16 protein-coding genes are annotated in these 21164 nt (G+C 72.6%); 10 read left to right on the top strand and 6 right to left on the bottom strand.

The annotated features are described in order from the left end of the window. Positions 1-97: 97 nt before the first annotated feature. From HP550_RS11910 to HP550_RS11895, 4 genes are all read left to right on the top strand, one after another. Positions 98-1042 (top strand): LysR family transcriptional regulator, encoded by a 945-nt coding sequence (locus tag HP550_RS11910; protein ID WP_175347899.1) that lies wholly within the window; start codon positions 98-100, stop codon positions 1040-1042. 101 nt (positions 1043-1143) lie between these two features. After that, on the top strand, positions 1144-2640 hold the full coding sequence (locus HP550_RS11905) for a S1 family peptidase (protein WP_175347898.1): 1497 nt from the start codon (positions 1144-1146) through the stop codon (positions 2638-2640). Between the two features lie 98 nt (positions 2641-2738). Continuing rightward, positions 2739-4025 (top strand): NYN domain-containing protein, encoded by a 1287-nt coding sequence (locus HP550_RS11900; RefSeq protein WP_175347897.1) that lies wholly within the window; start codon positions 2739-2741, stop codon positions 4023-4025. 36 nt (positions 4026-4061) lie between these two features. Beyond that, on the top strand, positions 4062-4316 hold the full coding sequence (locus HP550_RS11895; protein ID WP_175347896.1) for a hypothetical protein: 255 nt from the start codon (positions 4062-4064) through the stop codon (positions 4314-4316). A gap of 4 nt (positions 4317-4320) precedes the next feature. Here the strand turns inward: HP550_RS11895 and HP550_RS11890 are convergent, their stop codons facing one another. Continuing rightward, on the bottom strand, positions 4321-6135 hold the full coding sequence (locus HP550_RS11890) for an AMP-dependent synthetase/ligase (protein WP_175347895.1): 1815 nt from the start codon (positions 6133-6135) through the stop codon (positions 4321-4323). Positions 6136-6345: 210 nt separating this feature from the next. On the opposite strand from HP550_RS11890, the gene HP550_RS11885 reads away from it, so the two are divergent. Next, positions 6346-7293, top strand: coding sequence for an ROK family glucokinase (locus tag HP550_RS11885; protein WP_175347894.1), 948 nt, complete (start codon positions 6346-6348; stop codon positions 7291-7293). An 18-nt stretch (positions 7294-7311) separates the two neighbouring features. Here the strand turns inward: HP550_RS11885 and HP550_RS11880 are convergent, their stop codons facing one another. Continuing rightward, positions 7312-7941 carry a hypothetical protein gene (locus tag HP550_RS11880; RefSeq protein WP_175347893.1) on the bottom strand — a complete coding sequence of 210 codons (630 nt, stop codon included), beginning with the start codon at positions 7939-7941 and terminating at the stop codon, positions 7312-7314. A 149-nt stretch (positions 7942-8090) separates the two neighbouring features. Here HP550_RS11880 and HP550_RS11875 point away from each other — a divergent pair, with 149 nt between their 5' ends. From HP550_RS11875 to HP550_RS11865, 3 genes are all read left to right on the top strand, one after another. After that, positions 8091-8876 (top strand): lysophospholipid acyltransferase family protein, encoded by a 786-nt coding sequence (locus tag HP550_RS11875; RefSeq protein WP_175347931.1) that lies wholly within the window; start codon positions 8091-8093, stop codon positions 8874-8876. A gap of 79 nt (positions 8877-8955) precedes the next feature. After that, a complete protein-coding gene (locus tag HP550_RS11870; protein WP_175347892.1) occupies positions 8956-10176 on the top strand; it encodes a pyrophosphate--fructose-6-phosphate 1-phosphotransferase in 1221 nt (406 codons plus the stop codon). Then, positions 10173-11525, top strand: coding sequence for a class II 3-deoxy-7-phosphoheptulonate synthase (locus HP550_RS11865; protein WP_175347891.1), 1353 nt, complete (start codon positions 10173-10175; stop codon positions 11523-11525). The genes HP550_RS11870 and HP550_RS11865 overlap by 4 nt, the downstream gene beginning before the upstream one ends. Before the next feature lie 52 nt (positions 11526-11577). On the opposite strand, the gene pknB is transcribed toward HP550_RS11865, so the two are convergent. Then, positions 11578-13614 (bottom strand): Stk1 family PASTA domain-containing Ser/Thr kinase, encoded by a 2037-nt coding sequence (gene pknB, locus HP550_RS11860; protein WP_175347890.1) that lies wholly within the window; start codon positions 13612-13614, stop codon positions 11578-11580. 48 nt (positions 13615-13662) lie between these two features. Continuing rightward, positions 13663-14808: a LysM peptidoglycan-binding domain-containing protein gene (locus tag HP550_RS11855; RefSeq protein ID WP_175347889.1), complete on the bottom strand. Its 1146-nt coding sequence runs from the start codon at positions 14806-14808 to the stop codon at positions 13663-13665. 144 nt (positions 14809-14952) lie between these two features. Here HP550_RS11855 and HP550_RS11850 point away from each other — a divergent pair, with 144 nt between their 5' ends. After that, complete coding sequence (locus tag HP550_RS11850) at positions 14953-15366, top strand: helix-turn-helix domain-containing protein (protein ID WP_175347888.1); 414 nt, start codon at positions 14953-14955, stop codon at positions 15364-15366. 5 nt (positions 15367-15371) lie between these two features. On the opposite strand, the gene HP550_RS11845 is transcribed toward HP550_RS11850, so the two are convergent. Both HP550_RS11845 and HP550_RS11840 read right to left on the bottom strand, forming a co-directional pair. Further along, positions 15372-16493 (bottom strand): polyprenyl synthetase family protein, encoded by a 1122-nt coding sequence (locus tag HP550_RS11845; RefSeq protein WP_175347887.1) that lies wholly within the window; start codon positions 16491-16493, stop codon positions 15372-15374. A 10-nt stretch (positions 16494-16503) separates the two neighbouring features. Continuing rightward, entirely contained in the window at positions 16504-17055 is a 552-nt protein-coding gene (locus HP550_RS11840) for a hypothetical protein (RefSeq protein WP_343048144.1), read from the bottom strand. A 142-nt stretch (positions 17056-17197) separates the two neighbouring features. On the opposite strand from HP550_RS11840, the gene HP550_RS11835 reads away from it, so the two are divergent. Beyond that, the gene (locus HP550_RS11835) at positions 17198-21073 is read left to right on the top strand and encodes a phage tail protein (protein WP_175347886.1); all 3876 of its coding nucleotides are present in this window, start codon (positions 17198-17200) and stop codon (positions 21071-21073) included. Positions 21074-21164: the final 91 nt, after the last annotated feature.

The following is a 21164-nucleotide window of genomic DNA, read 5'->3' as shown; positions in this document are numbered from 1 at the left end:
CACCCACGGCCACCGACACGGCCCGGCTCCTGCCCCGGTGCGTCGCGACCGGGCCGCACGTCTCCCCTCCGGAGCGGCTGGTCGATAGTTTCGGCGGATGGAGCTCGAGCTGCGCCACCTCCGGCTAATCGTCACCGTCGCGGAACAGGGCTCTGTGACCCGTGCGGCCGCGTCCCTCGGGCTCACCCAGCCCGCGCTGACGGCGCAGCTCAACCGGATCGACCGCACGTTGGGGGCCGCGGTCTTCACGCGCGACCAGCGTGGCGCGCGACCCACGGCGCTGGGCGAGCTCGTCCTGGGGCGCGCGAAGGTGCTGCTCCCCGCCATGTCCGCGCTGGTCGACGACGCGCACCGGATGGTCGCAGGCCGGGACCTGCGTGCGCGCTCGGTGCGCGTCGGCACGGCGGCCACGGCGCTCGGTGGCCTCTTCGTCAACCGCTTGGTGTCCGGCTTGCACGCCGAGGTCACGAGCGTCACCATGCCGGACGTCGACGCCGTGGCGGCGCAGCTGGCGGCGCAGACCCTCGACATCGCGCTGGTCGGCATGTGCGGGAACGCGTCGCCGCCGACGGCCGAGGGTGTGCGGTGGTCGCGGGTGAGCACCGACCCCGTCTTCGTGCTCGTCCCGGACAACCATCCGCTGGCCACGCGAGCGGTGGTCACGCTCACCGATCTCGCGGACGTCGACTGGCTGGGGGTGTCCGGCGCCGGGTGCTTCCAGCGGTGCTTCGTCACCGCGTGCGCCCGGGCCGGCTTCACGCCCGGCAAGGTCAGCGAGGCCGACCGGGCCGCGTGCGTCGACCTGGTCCGGGCCGGGCACGGTGTCGCCCTCGTGCAGCCGACGTTCCCCGACACGCCCGGGGTCAGCGTGGTCCCGCTCGCCGGGGTACCCCTCCAGTGGGCGCACCACGTGGGCTGGCACGACGAGTCGGCGCCCCTGCCGATGGACGGGATCGTCGACGCCGCCCTGGCCGCCCATGCCGAGGCCGTGAGCCGCAGCAGCCCCCGCTTCCTCGACTGGCTGGCCGCCGGACGGGCATAACCGCGGTGCTATGCCCACCGAGTGATCTGTTCTTCGACAACGGTCACGCCTAGTGTGACTGTCGGCCTACCGGCTGATGTGACGACGGAGGGACGACAGACATGACGCGATACACGTGGAGGGCGGCGGTGACGGCCTGTGCGGCCGGCGCGCTCCTCATCGGACCGCTGGCGGTCGGATCGACTGCCGCACCATCCGACCCCGGATCCACGAGCCCCCAGGAGCTCGGCATCCAGCAGAAGGTCGACCCCGCGATCCAGAAGGCGCTCGAGCGCGACCTCGGGCTCAGCCCGTCCGCGGCGGCGAAGCGTCTGACGTTCCAGGCGGACGCCGCCGGGAAGCAGCGCATCCTCAAGGCGCGACTGGGCGCCACCTTCGCCGGCGCCTGGCTCGATCCCACCAAGAACGTCCTCTACGTCGGCGTCGCGGACGGCGCAGCCGCCTCGACCGTGCAGGCGGCCGGCGCGCAGGCCGTGGTCGTGAACCACACGCTCGCCGACCTGGAGAAGTGGCAGGCCTCGCTCGACGCCACGACCGCGGAGGCGCCCTCGGCGGTTCCCAGCTGGTACGTGGACGTGACCACCAACTCGGTCGTCGTCTCCGTGGTGGCCGGTGCGGAGACCGCGGCGCGCCAGCTCGTCGAGCGGGCCGGGGTGCCGACCGACTCGGTGACGTTCCAGACGACCACCGAGGCCCCCCGGACCTTCATCGACATCGTCGGCGGCAACGCCTACACGATCGGTGGCACCAGCCGCTGCTCGGTCGGGTTCTCGGTGACCGGCGGGTTCGTGTCCGCCGGCCACTGCGGCAGCACCGGTGCGACGACCGCCTCCCCGACCGGGACGTTCCGCGGCTCGAGCTTCCCGGGCAACGACTACTCCTGGATCGCTGCCGCCTCGGGCAACACCCCGATCGGCGCGGTCAACCAGTACAACGGCAGCCGCGTCTCCGTGGCGGGGTCCACCGACGCGGCGGTCGGCGCGTCCGTGTGCCGGTCGGGATCGACCACCGGCTGGCACTGCGGGACGATCCAGTCCCGTGGCGCCAGCGTGACCTACGCGCAGGGCACGGTCAGCGGGCTGATCCGCACCAACGTGTGCGCCGAGCCCGGTGACTCCGGCGGCTCGCTCATCGCCGGCAACCAGGCGCAGGGCGTGACGTCCGGCGGGTCCGGGAACTGCAGCTCGGGCGGCACCACCTACTTCCAGCCCGTGAACGAGATCCTGTCGGCCTACGGGCTCACGCTGATCACCGGCGGAGGCGGCACCACCCCGCCCCCGACCACGTCGTGCTCCGGCTATGCGGCCAGCTACCAGGGCACCCTCACGTCCGGTTCGGCCGTGGCCCAGCCGTCCGGCGGATCGGTCAGCGTGACGCGCAGCGGCACGTTCCGGCTCTGCCTGGCTGGTCCGACCGGCGCCGACTTCGACCTCTACCTGCAGAAGCGGAGCGGGACCGCCTGGTCGACGGTCGCACGGGGGACGACGTCGTCGCCCAACGAGGCGTTCACCTACTCCGGCACGGCGGGCACGTACCGGTACGTCGTCGACGCCTACTCCGGCTCCGGCGCGTACGTCCTGGGGGTCACGACTCCCTGACGTCGCTCGGCGGGACCCGGCCGGCGGTCACCCACCCACGCGGTGGCCGCCGGGCCGGGTCCCGCCGTCGTCGGCCCTCGGCACCTAAGGTGCTGGTCATGGGTGGCGAGGGCGGGACCGGCGACGACGCCACTGAGGTGCCGACGGCGCTGCGCACCGCCCTCGTGCAGGTGGCGGCTGACGCCCTGGGGGCCGCGGAACCCGTCGAGGTGCCGCCGTCGCTGCGGGCGGTGCACCGCTTCGCCCCGCGCCGTCGTGCGACCGCGGGTGCCGGACCGCTCTGGAACGCGCTCCAGGACGACGTGTTCCGGGCGCGGGTGGCGCGGGTGTGGACGCAGGCGAACCCCGAGCTGGCCGCCGGTCTGGCAGCCGACGCGCAGGAGCCCACCGCGCCGTCGGTGCAGGCCGCGGCCGGTGCCTGGCTGCTCGGGTCCCGGTGGCGCGACCTGCTCCCGGCGGAGGAGTCGGCGGTCGCCACGGTGAGCGCGGAGGCGCAGGCTCGGCTGTCGCGCGCGCAGGCGGAGGCGGACCGGCTCCGGGCCGACGCCACGGCGGCCCGGGACGAGGCGCGCGCGGCCGAGGAGCAGCTCGGCGCGCTCCAGCGCGAGCTGCGCCGACTGCGGTCCGACGCGGACCGCGCGCGCAGCGAGGGGCGCCGGGCGGCTGAGGAGGCCCGCGCCGCTCTCGCCACCGCGGAGCTCGCGCAGGCGCGTGCGGCCGACGACCTCCGGCAGGCGTCGGAGGAGCGGCGGTCGGCCCAGGCGGAGCGCACCGCGGCACGGGCGGAGCTGCGGGCGGCCCGCAAGCTCGCCGACGTCCGGGTGCGGCTGCTGCTCGACACGATCGTCGACGCCGCCAGCGGGCTGCGCTCCGAGCTCGCGCTGCCACCGGTGGCGGACCTGCCCGCCGACCTGGTCAGCCCGCCGACGGAGCGCACCGCGGTGCGGCCGGGCTCGCGCGGACGCTCGGTGCAGGACCCGGCGCTGCTGGACGAGCTGCTGCGTCAGCCGTGGGCGCACCTGATGGTCGACGGCTACAACGTCTCGAAGTCCGGGTTCGGGGAGCTCTCGCTGGCGGAGCAGAGGCGACGGCTGGTCGACGGGCTCGCCCAGGTCGCCGCGCGGACCGGCGCCGAGGTGACCTGCTGCTTCGACGGCCAGGAGGGGCAGCAGCACCCGCCCGGCGGGTACGCGCGGGGCGTCCGTGTCCTGTTCGCCGTGGGGGAGATCGCGGACGACCTCATCAGGCGGCTGGTGCACGCCGAGCCGCCTGGTCGCGTGCTCGTGGTCGTGACCAGCGACCAGGAGGTCGTGCGCGACGTCGAGGCCGCGGGCGCGTGGGTGGTGCCGTCCAGCACGCTGGTCGCGCGTCTCCAGCGCCTCTGACGGTCGTTGTCGGTGGTCGTGGCTAGCGTCCGCGACATGATCATCGACTGCGACACCTGCACCGAGCGTGGGGCCGCGTGCGCGGACTGCGTCGTGACCTTCCTGACCATCCCGGTGCGCCGCCCGGCCCCCGAGGCGGTCCCCGCAGTGCATCTCATGCACGCGGAGCACGTCGAGCACGTCGAGCATGCCGCAGGGGCGGTCGAGCTCGATGCCGCGGAGCAGCACGCCATCGGCGTGCTCGCGGCGTCGGGACTCGTCCCGCCCCTGCGCCTGGTGCGTGCGGTGTGAGCCCTCAGTCGCGCGCCGGGCCCTCGTAGAGCTTGTCGATCTCGCCCGCGTAGTCCTTGAGCACCTCGTTGCGACGGATGCTCAGCTTGGGCGTGAGGTAGCCGTTGGCGATGGTGAGGTCCGACTCGAGGATCCGGTACTTGCGCACCGACTCCGCCCGGGACACCGCCTTGTTCGCCTTCTCGACCGCCTTGTCCAGCGACGCCAGGACGTCCGCGTCCTTGGCCGCCTCCGCCAGGGTCATCGACGGCTTGCCGTGCGCGGACAGCCAGCCGGGGACGCCCTCGGGGTCGAGCGTGATGAGCGCGCCGATGAACGGCCGCTGGTCACCGACCACGACCACCTGGCTGATGAGCGGGTGCGCGCGGATGCGGTCCTCGAGCACCGCGGGGGCCACGTTCTTGCCACCGGCCGTGACGATGATCTCCTTCTTGCGACCGGTGATCCGCAGGTAGCCCTCGTCGTCCAGGGAGCCGAGGTCACCGGTGCGGAACCAGCCGTCGTGCATGGCCTCCGCGGTCGCGGCCTCGTTGTTGTGGTACCCCCGGAACACCTGGACGCCCTGGAGCTCGACCTCGCCGTCCGCAGCGATGCGGACGCCGCTGCCCGGCAGGGGCAGACCGACGGTACCGATCTTGGTACCCCGGCCCGGCCGGTTCACCGTGGCGGGGGCCGTGGTCTCGGTCAGCCCGTAGCCCTCCAGGACGTTGAGGCCGAGGCCGCGGTAGAAGTGACCGAGCCGCTCGCCGAGCGGGGCTCCGCCCGAGACCGCCCACCGCGCGTTGCCGCCCAGCGCGTTGCGCAGGCGGTGCAGCACGAGCACGTCCGCCACCTTGTGCTGGAGGCGCAGCCACAGGCTGGGGCCGTGCGCGTTGTCGAGCGCGCGCGAGTAGACGATCGAGGTCTTCGCAGCCCGCTGGAAGATGGAGCCCTTGCCCGCCGCCGCGGCCTTCTGCTCGGCCGAGTTGTAGACCTTCTCGAAGACGCGGGGCACCGCGAGGATGAACGTGGGCCGGAACGAGCCCAGGTCCTCGATCAGGGTCGCCGTGCTGGGGCTGTGACCCAGGACGGCACCGGCGGGGATGCAGAGCACCTCGATGAACCGCGCGAAGACGTGCGCGAGCGGCATGAACAGCAGGGTGCGGGCGCCGGGCTCGCTGAACACCTCGTTGATGTCCTCGACCGCGTTCACGGTGAGCAGGTAGAAGTTGCCGTGCGTGAGCTCGACGCCCTTCGGCCGGCCCGTCGTGCCCGAGGTGTAGATGATCGTGGCGAGGTCGTCGAGGACCGCGAGCCCGCGGCGACGCGTGATCTCCGCGTCGGGCGTGCTGGCACCGGCGGTGACGATCGTGTCGATCGCACCGTCGTCGAGGATGAGGACCTCGCGCAGGGTCGGGGCGTCGGCGCGCACCTCGGCCACGACCGCGGCGTGGGCGGCGGTCTCGACGACGAGCAGCGAGACGTCGGCGTCGGTGAGGATCCACAGGACCTGCTCGGCCGACGACGTCTCGTACAGCGGGACCGGCACACCGCCCGCGGCCCAGACTGCCCAGTCGATCAGCGACCACTCGTACCGTGTCCGCGACATGATCCCGACGCGGTCTCCGGGCTGCACGCCACGAGCGACGAGGCCCTTGGCCACGGCGACGATCTCCGCGTCGAACTCGCGCGAGGTCAGAGGGATCCAGGGGCCGCCCTCTTGCGCCTTGTGCTCGACGAGGACGCTGTCGGGCGTCCTCCCGACCCGATCGGCGAGCAGGTCGTTGAGGTTCTTCGAGGGATCGACCTCGACGCGCAACGGGATGTGGAACTCGTCCATGCTGGCTCCAGTGACAGGGGGCGAAGTGTGGCCCCGAGGATACGGGACTTCGGTCGCCCTTGGGGGAGCAGCCGAATGGGTACGCTCTGCGGCGGGCCTGGTCGCGGGGTCGTCCGGGTACGTCGGCCGGAGGCCGCGCAGGCGGATAGCGTGGAAGCCCGCACCGGACGGTAGCGAGCACGGTACGAACGCGTAGGAGCGAACACGAACATGCACGCCATCGGTGTCGACATCGGCGGGACCAAGATCGCGGCGGGAGTCGTCGACGAGGACGGCACGATCCTCGCGCAGACGCGGCGTGAGACGTCGCCGGACGACGTCGCGGGGATCGACAAGGCGATCGCCGAGGTCTACCTCGAGCTGAGCGGCTCCTACGAGGTCAGCGCCATGGGAGTCGCAGCCGCGGGGTTCGTCTCGGCCGACCGGTCGTCCGTCCTGTTCGCCCCGAACATCGCGTGGCGCGACTACCCCCTGCGCCAGCGGGTCCAGGCGATCCTCCAGAACGACGACGTGCTGGTCGCCGTCGAGAACGACGCCAACGCCGCCGGCTGGGCCGAGTTCCGGTTCGGCGCCGCCCGCGACGTGGACGACATGCTCATGCTCACCGTCGGCACCGGTCTCGGGGGCGCCATCGTCTCCAACGGCAAGCTCGTGCGCGGGGCGTGGGGCGTCGCTGCCGAGATCGGGCACATGCGCGTGGTCCCCGGCGGCCACTACTGCGGGTGCGGCCACGAGGGCTGCTGGGAGCAGTACGCCTCGGGCAGCGCCCTGGTGCGCGACGCGCAGGCGACCGTGATCATCCAGCCCGAGCGCGCGACCCGGCTGCTCGAGCTCGCGGGTGGCGACGTCGAGAAGCTCAACGGCCCCCAGGTCACGCAGGCCGCGCAGGAGGGTGACCCCCTGGCGATCGAGCTGCTCGCGGAGCTCGGACGGTGGCTGGGCGAGGGTGCCGCGTCCGCGACGGCGCTGCTCGACCCCGCGCTGATCGTCGTCGGGGGAGGCGTGGCGGACGCGGGAGACCTGCTGCTCGCGCCGGCCCGCAACGGGTTCGCCGAGCAGCTCTCCGGGCGCGGTCACCGGCCCGAGGCCAAGATCGTCGTGGCGTCGATGGGCAACGACGCGGGGATGGTCGGGGCGGCCGACCTCGCGCGCCTCTGACGACGGGGTGCGCTCCGGTCAGACCACCGCGCCCGTGTCGTCGTCGCTGGGGTCACGACGGTGCGGCATCCGCCACAGGAGCACCGCGACCCCGATGACGAACACGGCGGCCGCGGCCTGGACGAGCGCGGGCGGTACGTCGCGCCAGGCCACGAGGACCACCAGCAGGAAGATCGGCACGCCCGCCGCGGCGAACCAGGCCATCGTCAGCAGCGGGTCGCCGCCGAGGACCGGGCCGGGGTCGGGCGGTACGAAGTGCTCGTCCGCGTCGACGACACCCTCGGCGTCGTCGATCTGCGAGGTGCCGTCCCAGTCGCGCCCGCTCAGCTCCGGGTCGCGCGTCGGCTCCTGGGCAGGTCGGACGACGCGCCGGTCGGCCACCCACGGAGCCACGGGGAACGACAGGCCCGGGCTCGGCTCGGTGGTCGTCGCGCTTGGCGGCCCGGCGGGCGTCACGGGCGGATCCTGGTCCTCCTCGTATCCGTCGAGCTCACCGAGCTCGGCCACGATGGCCGCCCACACCTCCTCGTCCGTCGGTTCCGGGGGTGCGGCATGATCGGGCGGACCTGGAGGCAGACCGGCGGCCGGCGGTTCGTCGGCGCCCGTCGGCTGGACCCCCTCGTCGGGGTCGTCGGGGCGAGGTGCCATAGGAGCACTCTAGAGTCGGACCGGGTAGTCGGGGTGGCAGGTGCTCGGCCCCGGCTTCCGCAGGGAGTCGTCGGGGGGCGAGCGCAGGGCTCGGGTGGGCGGACAGTCCGTGGGTCGGGTCGAGAGGTGAACCGTTGTTCTACTGGTTGATGAAGCGGGTCTTCGTCGGACCGCTGCTGCACCTGGTCTACCGGCCGTGGGTGCGTGGCGCCGAGAACGTGCCGACGGAGGGCGCCGCGATCCTCGCGAGCAACCACCTCGCCGTGATCGACTCCTTCTTCCTGCCGCTCGTCCTGGACCGCGAGATCGTGTTCATCGGCAAGCAGGAGTACTTCACCGGTGCCGGGATCAAGGGGCGGCTCACGGCAGGCTTCATGCGCGGCGTCGGCACCATCCCCGTGGACCGCGGGGGCGGCAAGGCCAGCGAGGCTGCCCTGCGCACCGGCCTGCGACGGCTGTCGGACGGCGACCTGTTCGGCATCTACCCCGAGGGCACCCGCAGTCCCGACGGCCGGCTGTACCGCGGCAAGACCGGCATCGCGCGGCTCGCGCTGGAGTCCGGTGCGCCCGTGATCCCGGTGGCGATGGTGGGCACCGACGAGGCGCAGCCGCCCGGCCGGCGGATCCCGAAGGTCATGCGCATCGGCACGGTCATCGGCGAGCCCCTCGACTTCAGCCGCTACCGGGGCATGGAGAACGACCGCTTCATCCTGCGCTCGGTCACCGACGAGATCATGTACGCGATCATGAGCCTGTCCGGTCAGGAGTACGTCGACGTGTACGCGGCGACCCAGAAGGCCCGCATCGCGACCGGTCACCCGGCCGTGGCGGGCGACGCGGCCGACCACCTGCCCGCCGCGCCGGGCGGGCGTCCCGTCCCGGACGTCCAGGTGCCGGTACCACCGCAGGAGGAGTCCGGGACGTCAGTAGGATGACGCGGTCGGCCCGGGTGCCGGCATCGTGGCGCGCCGCCTCGTCGCGGGCGCCGAAGGTTGTCTACGAGAGGTGTGTCTCATGTCGGTTCGTCGCGTCGCCCTCCTGACCGCAGGTGGCTTCGCCCCGTGCCTGTCGTCCGCCGTCGGCGGGCTCATCGAGCGGTACACGGAGATCGCTCCCGACATCGAGATCATCGCGTACCAGCATGGCTACTACGGCCTGCTGCGCGGCGACAAGATCGTCGTCGACGAGGAGACCCGCGCCAAGGCCGGCATCCTGCACAAGTTCGGCGGCTCGCCGATCGGCAACTCCCGCGTCAAGCTCACCAACGCGAAGGACTGCGTCAAGCGCGGCCTCGTGCAGGAGGGCCAGGACCCGCTGAAGGTGGCGGCCGAGCAGCTCAAGTCCGACGGCGTGGACGTCCTGCACACCATCGGTGGCGACGACACGAACACGACGGCCGCCGACCTCGCCGCCTACCTGCACGAGAACGGCTACGACCTGACCGTCGTCGGCCTGCCCAAGACGATCGACAACGACGTGGTGCCCATCAAGCAGTCGCTGGGCGCCTGGACCGCCGCCGAGGAGGCCGCCGGGTTCGCCGCGAACATCATCGGCGAGCACCGCTCCGGCCCGCGCATGCTGATCGTGCACGAGGTCATGGGCCGGCACTGCGGGTGGCTCACCGCCGCCGCGGCCGCCGAGTACCGCAAGTGGCTGGACACGCAGGAGTGGGTCCCGGGCATCGGTCTGACGCGCGAGCGCTGGGACATCCACGCCGTCTTCGTGCCCGAGCTGGCGCTCGATATCGACGCCGAGGCCGCGCGCCTCAAGGCGATCATGGACGAGCAGGGCAACGTCAACATCTTCCTGTCCGAGGGCGCCGGCATGCACGAGATCGTCGAGCAGCTCGAGGCCGCCGGCACGCCCGTGGAGCGCGACCCGTTCGGTCACGTGAAGCTGGACACCGTCAACCCGGGGCAGTGGTTCGCCAAGCAGTTCGGCGAGAAGCTGGGCGCCGAGAAGACGATGGTGCAGAAGTCCGGGTACTACTCGCGCGCCGCCGCGGCGAACGCCGAGGACCTGCGCCTGATCAAGTCCATGACCGACCTGGCCGTCGAGTCCGCGCTGCGCGGCGAGTCCGGCGTCATCGGTCACGACGAGGAGCAGGGCGACGTGCTGCGTGCCATCGAGTTCCCGCGCATCGCGGGCGGCAAGGCGTTCGACGTGTCGCAGCCGTGGTTCGGCGCGCTGCTGGAGGACATCGGGCAGCCCCTGGTCCCAGCGAGCCACTCATGAGCGTCGAGCCGGACCCGCAGGTGGTCGCAGGCCTCGACGCCTGGCGGTCGATGGGGGCGCTCCAGCAGCCGCAGTGGCCGGACGCGACCGCGCTCGACGCCGTCACGTCCAGGCTGTCGACCCTCCCGCCACTGGTGTTCGCGGGCGAGGCCGACCACCTGCGCGCGCAGCTGGCGGCCGCCGGTCGCGGCGAGGCGTTCCTGCTGCAGGGCGGCGACTGCGCGGAGACGTTCAGCACCGCGACGGCGGACAACATCCGCAACAAGATCAAGACCATCCTCCAGATGGCCGTCGTGCTGACCTACGGCGCGAGCCTGCCGGTCATCAAGATGGGCCGGATGGCCGGGCAGTACGCCAAGCCCCGCAGCTCGGACTCCGAGACGCGCGACGGCGTCACCCTGCCGGCGTTCCGCGGCGACATCATCAACGACTACGAGTTCACGCTCGAGGCCCGCACGCCGGACCCGCAGCGGCTGCTCGAGGCGTACCACACGTCCGCCTCGACGCTGAACCTCATCCGGGCGTTCACCACGGGCGGCTTCGCGTCCCTGCTGCGCGTGCACGAGTGGAACCGCGGCTTCATGGCCAACCCGTCGTACTCGCGCTACGAGGAGATCGCGGCGGAGATCGACCGGGCCATCCGGTTCATGGCGGCGTGCGGCGCCGACTTCGACGCGCTGCGGTCCGTCGACTTCTTCTCCAGCCACGAGGGCCTGCTGCTCGACTACGAGCGCCCGCTGACCCGCATCGACTCGCGGACCGGGCTCCCGTACGACTGCTCGGCGCACTTCGTGTGGATCGGTGAGCGAACCCGCCAGCTGGGCGGTGCGCACGTGGACTACTTCTCCCGCGTGCAGAACCCGCTGGGCATCAAGCTGGGTCCGACGACCACGGGTGACGACGCGCTGGCCCTCATCGACAAGCTGAACCCGCAGGGCGAGGCCGGCCGCATCACGTTCATCACGCGCATGGGTGCCGGCAAGGTCCGTGACCTGCTGCCCGCGCTCGTCGAGAAGGTGACCGCGGACGGTCGTCCCGTGACGTGGGTCTGCGACCCGATGCACGGCAACGGGATCACGTCGGCCTCCGGCTACAAGACGCGCCGGTTCTCCGACGTCATGGACGAGGTGGCCGGGTTCTTCGAGGTGCACCGCGCGCTCGGCACCGTGCCCGGGGGCCTGCACATCGAGCTCACCGGCGACGACGTCACCGAGGTGCTGGGCGGGTCCGAGGAGATCGACGACGAGGGCCTGGCGCGGCGGTACGAGACGCTCGTGGACCCGCGCCTGAACCACCAGCAGTCGCTGGAGATGGCGTTCCAGGTCGTGGAGCTTCTCCGCGCGTCCTGAGTTCTGAACGACGCAGCCCGGCCCGCCTCGCGCGGCGCCGGGCTGTGCCGTGTCAGACGACGGTGAGGACGATCTCCGTGCCGACCTTCACGGGCTGACCCGCGGGTGCGCTCTGGTCGCGGACGGTCCCGAAGAACCCACCGAGCACGTTCTCGCGCTTCACGGTGAGGCCGAGCTTCTCGAGCTGGGCCTTGGCGGCGTCGAACTGCTTGCTGACGACGTTGGGCATCTCGACGTTCTCCGGGCCCTTGGAGACGTTGACCGCGATGGTGTCACCGCGGTGCCCCTCGGCGCCGGCCGCGGGGTTCTGGTCGATGATCAGCCCCGCCGCCACGGTGTCGCTGAACGCCTCGGTCGGGGCGAGCTTGAGGTTGTCCGTCAGGAGCTCGGCCGTCGCATCGGCGACGCTCATGCCGACGACGGACGTGATCGTGACGGGCGCCGGACCGTCGGAGAGCGTGAGCGTCACGGTCGTGCCACGGATGGTCTGCGCGTCGGGCGCGGCGGGCGTGCCGTCGGGCAGCGTCGCGCTGATGACCTCGCCCAGGCCCTCCGAGTCGCTGAACTGCGGCTCCGCGTAGGCGACCTCGAGGTCGGCGGCCGCCAAGGCGGCTTCGGCCGTCGCCTGGATCTCGCCGACGACGCCCCCGGGCACCAGCACGTAGTCGGGGCCCTTGGAGACGGAGAACGCGACGGTGCCGTCCTTGCGGATCCGGTCACCCTGGCCCGGATCGGTCCGGAAGACCGTGTCGACGGGCGCCTCGGCGTCGAAGGCCGACGTCGGGTCGGCGCCGAGCCCGGCTCGCGCCAGGATCGCGGTCGCTTCCTCGGCGTCCTGCCCGATGATCGTCGGGACGGTCGTGTAGGCGCCCGGTCCCTGCTGGAGGTACCACCAGGTCCCGCCACCGATCAGCGCGGCGAGGACGCTGAGCACGATGATCCAGCGGACGGGATGACGTTTCCGGGTCGGCTCGGGCGGGCGACCGGTGAGCAGCTCCGCGGCGACGCCGAGGCCGATGGGCAGCGCGACGGTCGTCCCGCGCGCGTCGTTCGTCTCGATCAGCGTGGTCTCGTCCGGGTCGGAGTACGACGACTCGTCGAGGCCCAGCGCGTCGTCGGCCCCGTCGGCGTCGTCCCGGTCGGTCTCCGCGTCCAGGTCCGTCTCCGCCGGGTCCGTCGCCGCCGGGAGCACGATCGACGGGCTGACGTCGGCGTGCCGGGCCAGCGTCTCGTCGTCCAGCGCGGCGCGCGTCCGGCGCAGGAGGGTCAGGGCGGCCGCGGCGTCGACCGGGCGGTCGTCGGGGTCGCGCGAGGCGAGCGCGCGGACGGCGTCGTCGATCTCGATCGGCAGCCAGTCGACGAGCTCCGACGGCGCGGGGACGTCGTTGTTGACGTGCTGGAACGCCACCTGGATGGGCGTCTCGCCGGTGAAGGGCTGCCGGCCGGTGAGCATCTCGAAGAGGAGGATGCCGATCGCGTACACGTCGGTGCGGGCGTCGCTGAGCCCACGGGTGACGAGCTCCGGGGCGAGGTAGGCGACCGTGCCGAGCACGGTCCCGGTGGTGGTCGAGGTGACCTCCGTGACCGCACGCGCCAGCCCGAAGTCCGCCAGCTTCACGCGTCCGTCGGAGGCGAGCAGCACGTTCTCGGGCTTGATGTCACGGTGCACCAGGCCGACGCGGTGCGCGGCGGCCAGCGCGTCCAGGACGCTCTCGCCGATCCGGAGAGCGTCGGCCACGGTCAGGGCACCGCGCTCGCCGATGTGCCGGCGCAGGTTGCACCCGTCGATGTACTCCATCGTCAGGTAGCTGATGTCGCCGTCGACACCCTGGTCGTACACCCCCACCAGGCCGGGGTGCGTGAGTCGGGCAGCGGTGCGGGCCTCCCGCCGGAAGCGGGCGACGAAGTCCGAGCCGGACGTGCCCTCCGCCAGGTGGGCGTGCATGACCTTCAGCGCGACGTCGCGGTCCAGCCGGCGGTCGACGGCCAGGTACACGGTGGCCATGCCCCCGCGGGCGATGCGGGACACGACCTCGTACCGGCTGTCGACCAGACGGCCGACGAACGGGTCGGTGATAGTGGCTCCCACGGCAGGGAGTCTACGGTCGAGAGCCCCGCGAGTGCGGCAGGCGCGACCTCAGCGGAAGCGCGTCATGTGCGTCTGGACGTTGGCGACGTAGCGCCGCGTGTCCGCGAACATGCCGTTCTTCTTCACCGACGTGGCGCCCTGGTAGTAGCCGGCGATGGCGGTCGGCAGGTCGGGGGCGTTGCTGACGAGCGCGCGCAGGATGGCGACGCCCGCAGTGACGTTGTCGTCGGGGTTCAGCAGGTTGAGCTGACGACCGACGAGGTCCGACGCCCACTGGCCCGAGGTCGGGATCACCTGCATCGTCCCGATGGCGTTGGCGGGGGAGACGACGGCGTGGTTGAAGCCGGACTCCTGGAAGGCGATCGCCTGGGCCAGCGCCGGGTCGACCCCCATCGCGCGTGCGGTCGCGGCGATCTTGGCCTGCATCTCCGCCTTCGAGGGCGCCCCCGTGCTGCGCAGCGTGGCCAGGTTCGCGTTCGCGGCGGCCACGACGGAGTCCGAGTACGTGCGGCCGGCGAAGGTGTTGCCCACGGCAGCGGCCGCCGGGGCCGCGGCCGGGACCGGGACGGTGAGCGTCTGCCCGATGCGGATCAGCGCGCGGGCGTCCAGCCCGTTGGCCGCGATCACCGCGGCGACGGTGGCGCCGTGCTTGGCGGCGATGGCGGTGACCGTCTCGCCGGACCGCACCGTGTGGGAGACGGAGCCGGCTGCCTGCGCGACGGCGGCCGGGGCGGGCGCGGCGGTGGCTGCCGTGGAGCCCGGGACCGTCAGCGTCTGGCCGACGCGGATGAAGGCGCGCGCGTCGAGACCGTTGGCGGCGACGATCGCCTGCACCGAGGTCCCCAGCTTCGCGGCGATGTGGCTGACCGTGTCCCCTGAGGCGACCGTGTAGCTCCCGGACGCGGGCGCCGGAGCAGCGGCGGCGGGCGCGGCGGCGGGCGCCGACCCGGACGGGATGGACAGGACCTGCCCGATCCGGATGCGCGAGGCGTCGGCAAGTGAGTTGGCCCGGGCGATGGCGGCCACGGTGGTGCCGGTGCGCGTCGCGATGTGGCTGACCGTGTCCCCCTGGCGGACCGTGTAGGCGTCGTCGGCGTGGGCCGCACCGCCGGTCGCGGTCACGCCGACGACGGCCAGCGCGAGGGTCGCGCCGGTTCCGGTGGCGACTCGGCGGGCGGTGGCGTGCTGCGACATGGGACCTACCTCATGGTGCGTAAGTAAACGGATGGTGCCTGTGTGACTGGAGTGACAGAATGCGAACGTATCCGAATACGGCACGCGGGGAAAGCGCACGGGTGAATTGCGCCTGTGTAATTCGCGGATGCGTACTCTTGTCGGGTGAACGATTCTCCAGAGACCCTCGACCGGCTGGTCGACGAGTGGCTCACCGTCCCCGACATCGCCGACCGGCTCGGCCTCGACGCCTCCAAGGTGCGCCGGATCGTGCAGGAGCGCCGGATCATCGGCGTCCGCCGTGGCGACCCCCGGATCTTCTACGTCCCGGGTGCGTTCCTGGTGCCGGGACACCTGGCCAACCCGGCGCAGCCGACCAACCGGGACCCGGACCTGCCGTGGGCGGTGCTCGCCTCGTTGCAGGGCACGTTGACGGTGCTCTCCGACGCCGGGTTCACCGACGAGGCCGCCATCAAGTGGCTCTTCACGCCCGACGACTCACTGCCGGGGACCCCCATCGACGCGCTGCGCGCCGGCCGCAAGACCGAGATCCGACGACGGGCCGCCGCGGAGCTCTGACGGGGTCAGGCGTGGCGGTCGACGGCCGCGTGAGCCAGACCGATGAGCTGAGCACGGGCGGGATCTGTCCACGGGCGCGCGTCCATGAGTGAGAACGCGCGGTCCGCGAGGTCCTCGATGAGCGCCTCGACGTCGTCGGGCGCCCCGGTGGCCCGGATGGCATCGGCGAGCACCGTCACGTCGGCCTCGCTCAGTGCGCGGTCGCCCAGCCGGTCCCGCAGCAGCTGCACCGTGGCGTCGTCGGACCCCGCCCGGGCGCGCGCGACCGCCCGGGCCGTCAGCACCGTCCGCTTGCCCTCGCGCAGGTCGTCGCCAGCCGGCTTGCCCGTGGTCTGCGGATCGCCGAACACGCCGAGCAGGTCGTCGCGCAGCTGGAACGCCTCGCCGAGCGGCAGGCCCAGGGCGCGGCAGGCGTCCAGCTCGTCCTCGCCGGCATCGGCCAGCGCCGCGCCCAGCACGATCGGATGCTCGACGCTGTAGCGCGCCGCCTTGGCGCGGATGACCTCGCGGGCCCGGACCTCGTCGCCGGCCGGGTCGTCGCCCCAGGGGAGCGCCTGCGCCAGCACGTCGAGGTACTGGCCCACCGTCACCTCGGTGCGCATCAGGTCGAAGACGGCCCGGGAGCGTTCGGCGCGCCTGCGGGGCTGCTGGCCCAGGGCGCGCGCGAACTCTTGCTCGCTCGCGATGAGCGTGAGGTCGCCCAGCAGGATCGCGGCCGACATCCCGAACCTCTCGGCGTCGCCGGTCAGCCCGTGCCGGGCGTGCAGGTGCGCGAACGCCCGGTGCGCCGCAGGGAACCCGCGGCGGGTGTCCGAGTCGTCCATGACGTCGTCGTGGAAGAGCGCGGCCGCCTGGAACAGCTCGAGCGCGGCGCCCACCCGGAGCACGGCCTCCGCCTCCCGCGTACCGGGGACCCCGCCGTGCGCACGCCAGGACCAGTAGCAGAACGCGGCCCGCAGGCGCTTGCCGCCCGTGAGGATCTGCGCCACGGCGTCGGCCAGCACGTCCGCGTCGTCGCTGGCGGCCGACAGGACGGTGCGCAGCTGGGCGACGTGGCTGGTCAACACGGCGTCGATACGAGGTCTGACGTCCTCGACGTCGACGAGGGAGGGTGTCGCTGTGCTCACGCGGGGCAGCCTACGGCGCGGTCGCGCGGACCCGCCCGCCGAGCGTGAGCGTGCGCTCGTCGTCCCGGTCGAGGATGCCGACGACCAACAGCTCGGAGCCGTCGCCGCGCGTGAACGTCGACTGTGCCGCCAGCCCGGGCTCGGGCGCGGGCGGCGTGGACTCCGTGAAGCCGGCCGCGACCAGGGGAGCGCGGACGGCGTCGAGCAGACCGGCCGCGTCCTGGTCCGTGAGCAGGTTGAGGCTCACCTGGGTCAGGTCGGTGCCCGCCACCGGCTCCGCCGAGGACAGCAGCACCTCGGCGCCCGCGGGCACCGGCACGAGCGCCGCCGGGAAGCCGTCGACGACCTCGCCGACCGCCGAGTTCGCGCTGGTCGTGGCGTCGGGCAGCAGCGACTCCGTCGGCGCCGGCGCGGCCGTCAGGGACGCCACCGCGGTGCCGGTGGGCGAGATCTGCCCGGGCCCGCTGGTCGTGCACGCCGCGACGGACCAGCCGACCAGCAGCGCGACTGCGGCAGCAGCAGCGCGCGGCCGGGCGCGGGTCAGGGGGACGGGTCGGGGCACCGCGACAGGGTAGCCGCCACACGCTGCGGGGGCGGGTCCGTACCGACGAGCCGTCCGGCCGCCCCTTCGGGCAGCGGCGGGTGCCCTCCCGAGCACCCTCGAGAGCGGGGCCGGGCAGCGCGTCCGCGGGCACGCTCGGCACATGCCCGGTGCGCACCGGCCGGCCGGCTCCACGCGGGATCCCACGCGTGCCGTGGGTGGGGCCCTGGTGGAGGGTCGGCGAAGAGCCGTCGGCGGGCCGTCGCGCGCCGCCGGCGGTCCGCTGGGTCTGCTGGCGTTGCAGCGGGCAGCCGGGAACGCGGCCGTGAGCGCGCTCATGGCGGCGAAGCTGCGGGGGCCGAGCTCGCAGGCCACCGGGGCGATCGACTCGGCGCTGCGAGAGATCCGGCAGGACGAGCCTGCGATCGACGTCGTCGAGAAGGGCCTGGTCGCGGCACGGGACACCGGTGTGCCCGTCGACCTGGAAGGGCCGAAGCCTCCCGCCTCGGCGCTGGCAGTGACGCGCACGGGGTTCGGTCCTGAGTCCGTGCCGTCGAAGAAGCCCGTGGCACCGCCCAAGCCGGTACCTGCGAAGAGCCCGCTCGGCCGGGCGGGGGTCAAGGGCGGAGCAGGCGTCAAGGGTGCCGGCACGGGTGGCCACGGGCCGTCCGCGTCGACCCCGGGCACGGGCGCCGCCGGTGGGGGGCCCGCCGCAGCAGGACCCGGGGTGCTGCCCGCCGACGCGCGGCTGCTGCCACCGGTGCCGCCGGCCGGGACGAGTCCTGCGCAGGACCCGGCGTTCCGCGCGGTCAGCGGCGGCCTGGCGGGCTCGGCCAGAGGAGCGAAGGCGCACCCGTCGGCGGCGTCCAAGGCGACGGAGGCGCAGGACGCCGCCGTGCCCCCGACCGACGACGTCGCCGGCCAGGCGAAGGCCGCGAAGGTCGACGCGATGGACGCCCAGCAGCCGGGCGCGTTCGACAAGAAGGCGTTCATCGCGGCGGTGAAGACCGCGATCGAGGCGAAGTCGCCGAAGACCCTCAAGGAAGCGGACTCATACAAGGAGTCCGGCAAGGCCGGCGAGGTCAAGGGCGAGGTGAAGGGCCTCGTCTCCCAGGGGGCCGACGGGCAGGCCCAGGGGATCGCGTCGGCGACCGCGGCCGCCCCGGACCCGTCGTCGGCGGTCCCGAAGCCGGTGAGCCCGATGCCGGCGGAGCAGCCCAGCCAGGTCGCCCCGGTGCCCGGGGCAGGCGCCGCACCGAAACCCGCCCCGCCCGAGCAGATCAACCTCGAGGCCGGCCGGCACGAGGCGAACGACGAGATGGCCCAGGCCGAGGTCACCGACCAGCAGCTCGCGCAGTCGGGCGAGCCCCAGTTCGAGCAGGCGCTCGGTGACAAGCAGGCCGCCGCCGCGCACGCCGACGCCGCCCCCGCGCAGTTCCGCGCGCAGGAGCAGCAGGTGATCGCCCAGCACAAGACCGACGCGACCGAGCAGACCGGCGAGGCCGTCACGGGTATGCGGGGCGCCAAGATGGCCGCGCTGGCGAAGGTGGTCGCGGACAAGGGGGCGGCGAAGGCCAAGGACGAAGAACGGCGCGCGGAGGTCACCGCCAAGGTCCAGGCGATCTTCACCGCCACCGAGGCAGACGTGAAGCTGCTGCTCGACGGCCTCGACCCCAAGGTCGACGCGGCCTTCGACACCGGCGAGAAGGGTGCCCGGGCGACATTCGAGTCCTTCGTCTCGGCCAAGATGTCGGCCTACAAGAAGGATCGCTACGGCGGCTGGCTGGGCGGACTGCGCTGGGCCAAGGACAAGCTGCTCGGGATGCCGTCGAAGGTCGACGAGTTCTACGCCGCCGGTCGCGAGCTGTACCTCAAGGAGATGGACGGCGTCATCTCCCGCGTCGCCGACATCGTCGCCGCCGACCTCTCGGCGGCCAAGAAGCGGATCGCGAGCGGCAAGGCCGAGATCGCCACGTATGTGAAGGGGCTGCCCGCGGACCTGAAGAAGGTCGGCGCGCAGGCGTCCTCCGAGGTGGGCGAGAAGTTCGAGCAGCTCGAGAGCGACGTCGCCGACAAGCAGAGCGCCGTCGTCGACGCCCTCGCCACGAAGTACGTCGAGGCACGCAAGGGGCTCGACGAGCGGATCGAGGAGCTCCAGGCCGCGAACAAGGGCCTCGTCGACAAGGCGATCGGCGCCATCAAGGCCGTCATCAACACGATCCGCGAGCTCGTCGCGATGCTCACCGGCGTCCTGGCCAGGGCCGCGAGCGTCGTCGGCGACATCGTCAAGGACCCGATCGGGTTCCTCGGCAACCTCATCGCCGGCGTCAAGGGCGGCATCCTCAAGTTCAAGGACAACATCCTCGAGCACCTGCGCAAGGGCCTCATGAGCTGGCTCTTCGGTGCACTCGCCGAGGGCGGCGTCGAGCTCCCCGAGACCTTCGACCTCAAGGGGATCGTCCAGCTGCTCGCCTCGCTGTTCGGCCTCACGTGGACCACCATCCGCAACCGGATCGTGCGCAAGATCGGCGAGAAGGCCATGGGCGCCGCCGAGAAGGGCGTGGAGATCTTCAAGGTCTTCGCCGCCGAGGGGGTCGGCGGGCTGTGGCAGATGCTCGTGGAGAAGCTCGGCGACCTCAAGGAGATGATCCTCGAGCAGGTCAAGGACTTCGTCATCACCAGGATCATCACCGCGGGGATCACCTGGCTCATCGGCCTGCTCAACCCCGCCGCCGCGTTCATCAAGGCGTGCAAGCTGATCTACGACGTCGTGATGTTCTTCATCACCAACGGCAGCCGGATCATGCAGTTCGTCAACACCGTGCTCGACTCCGTCGCCGACATCGTGCGCGGGAACGTCTCCGGCGTGATCGCCAAGATCGACGACGTCCTGGGCCAGATGGTCCCGCTCATCATCGGGTTCCTCGCCAGCGCGATCGGCCTCGGCGGGATCGGCCAGAAGATCCGGCAGATCATCGACACCCTCCAGAAGCCGGTGACCAAGGCCCTCGACTTCGTCATCGCCACGGGGCTCAAGCTCGCCGGGCCGCTGATCAGGGGGATGAAGGGCATCAGCGGCAAGGTCAAGGCCAAGGTCGCGGCGGGCAAGGCGTGGGTGAAGGGCAAGGTCGAGTCGGTCAGGGACGGTGGCGTGACCTCCGCGCTCCGGGATGCCAACGCACTCCTGCGGGCGTCGAACGCGACGCAGGGATCGGTGCGCGCCGGGCTCGCGGGCCTGCGGCAGCGGCACCAGCTCGGCCACGCCGAGCTGGTCGCCAGCGACGGTCACACGTTCCACGTGCACGTGCAGCGGGAGGAGGGAGATACCGCCGACGTCGCGCTGGACGAGCACGGCGAAGGGGAGCAGGCGGTGTCCGTGTGGGAGGACACAGCAGGCAAGGTCAACGAGGAGTCGATGGCCGGGCTCCAGACCGGTCGGGTACCGGGCGCCGGCGCCGCGCTCGGCCAGATGCGAGCCGTGCCCGTGCAGCTCAGTGAGATCTCGATCCAGCGCATCAGGTCGATGGGAGACCGGTGGATCGACGCCGCGCCCGGCGCGACGACGCCGCAGCGCGATGCCGCACGCCGCCGATTCCACTCGAGCATCGACGCCGCGGCCACGTCGCGCGAGGAGATGGGGCTGGCGCGGCGACTGAGGACGGCAGCCTCGGCGATCCAGACGCTCTACGGCGGTCGGGACGTCTTCTCGCTCGACGTCGAGCACCTGGACGAAGTCGCGCAGAACAGGGACATCTACCCGCGATCGGCCATCTCGCGCCGCTACGCGCGCATCTCGGCCGAGGTCCGCGCCGGGGGTCAACCCGGGAGCGTCGAGGAGCGGATCGCGCGGCAGGCGGGCAACGCGGCTGCGGCACGCCAGATCGCGCGGCTCTACGCGGAGCAGCAGATCGAGGAGGCCCTGGGGGAGTCGGTTCGCTCGACCGGCGGCCACGAGGACCCGGTCGAGCTCGACCTGGAGATCATCGAGACCGACGTGCACGCGCGCGTGACGGCCCGTCGAGCCGCCGCGCGCCGCTGACCGTCGAGCCGCCCACATCCCGCCGGATCTCCGACGTCGTGCACAGATGCGTGCGCGGGGGGCCGCCGCGCGTCCGGAGTCCTATGGGATC

Source organism: Cellulomonas humilata (genome assembly GCF_013359775.1).
Classification (GTDB): domain Bacteria; phylum Actinomycetota; class Actinomycetes; order Actinomycetales; family Cellulomonadaceae; genus Cellulomonas; species Cellulomonas humilata.
This window is presented reverse-complemented; position numbering and strand designations above follow the sequence as displayed.

What these genes read in the sequence shown, in the direction of transcription:
- HP550_RS11910 (WP_175347899.1), top strand. Translation starts at nt 98, where the DNA reads ATGGAGCTCGAGCTGCGCCACCTCCGGCTAATCGTCACCGTCGCGGAA.
- HP550_RS11905 (WP_175347898.1), top strand. Translation starts at nt 1,144, where the DNA reads ATGACGCGATACACGTGGAGGGCGGCGGTGACGGCCTGTGCGGCCGGC.
- HP550_RS11900 (WP_175347897.1), top strand. Translation starts at nt 2,739, where the DNA reads ATGGGTGGCGAGGGCGGGACCGGCGACGACGCCACTGAGGTGCCGACG.
- HP550_RS11895 (WP_175347896.1), top strand. Translation starts at nt 4,062, where the DNA reads ATGATCATCGACTGCGACACCTGCACCGAGCGTGGGGCCGCGTGCGCG.
- HP550_RS11890 (WP_175347895.1), bottom strand. Translation starts at nt 6,135, where the DNA reads ATGGACGAGTTCCACATCCCGTTGCGCGTCGAGGTCGATCCCTCGAAG.
- HP550_RS11885 (WP_175347894.1), top strand. Translation starts at nt 6,346, where the DNA reads ATGCACGCCATCGGTGTCGACATCGGCGGGACCAAGATCGCGGCGGGA.
- HP550_RS11880 (WP_175347893.1), bottom strand. Translation starts at nt 7,941, where the DNA reads ATGGCACCTCGCCCCGACGACCCCGACGAGGGGGTCCAGCCGACGGGC.
- HP550_RS11875 (WP_175347931.1), top strand. Translation starts at nt 8,091, where the DNA reads ATGAAGCGGGTCTTCGTCGGACCGCTGCTGCACCTGGTCTACCGGCCG.
- HP550_RS11870 (WP_175347892.1), top strand. Translation starts at nt 8,956, where the DNA reads ATGTCGGTTCGTCGCGTCGCCCTCCTGACCGCAGGTGGCTTCGCCCCG.
- HP550_RS11865 (WP_175347891.1), top strand. Translation starts at nt 10,173, where the DNA reads ATGAGCGTCGAGCCGGACCCGCAGGTGGTCGCAGGCCTCGACGCCTGG.
- HP550_RS11855 (WP_175347889.1), bottom strand. Translation starts at nt 14,808, where the DNA reads ATGTCGCAGCACGCCACCGCCCGCCGAGTCGCCACCGGAACCGGCGCG.
- HP550_RS11835 (WP_175347886.1), top strand. Translation starts at nt 17,198, where the DNA reads ATGCCCGGTGCGCACCGGCCGGCCGGCTCCACGCGGGATCCCACGCGT.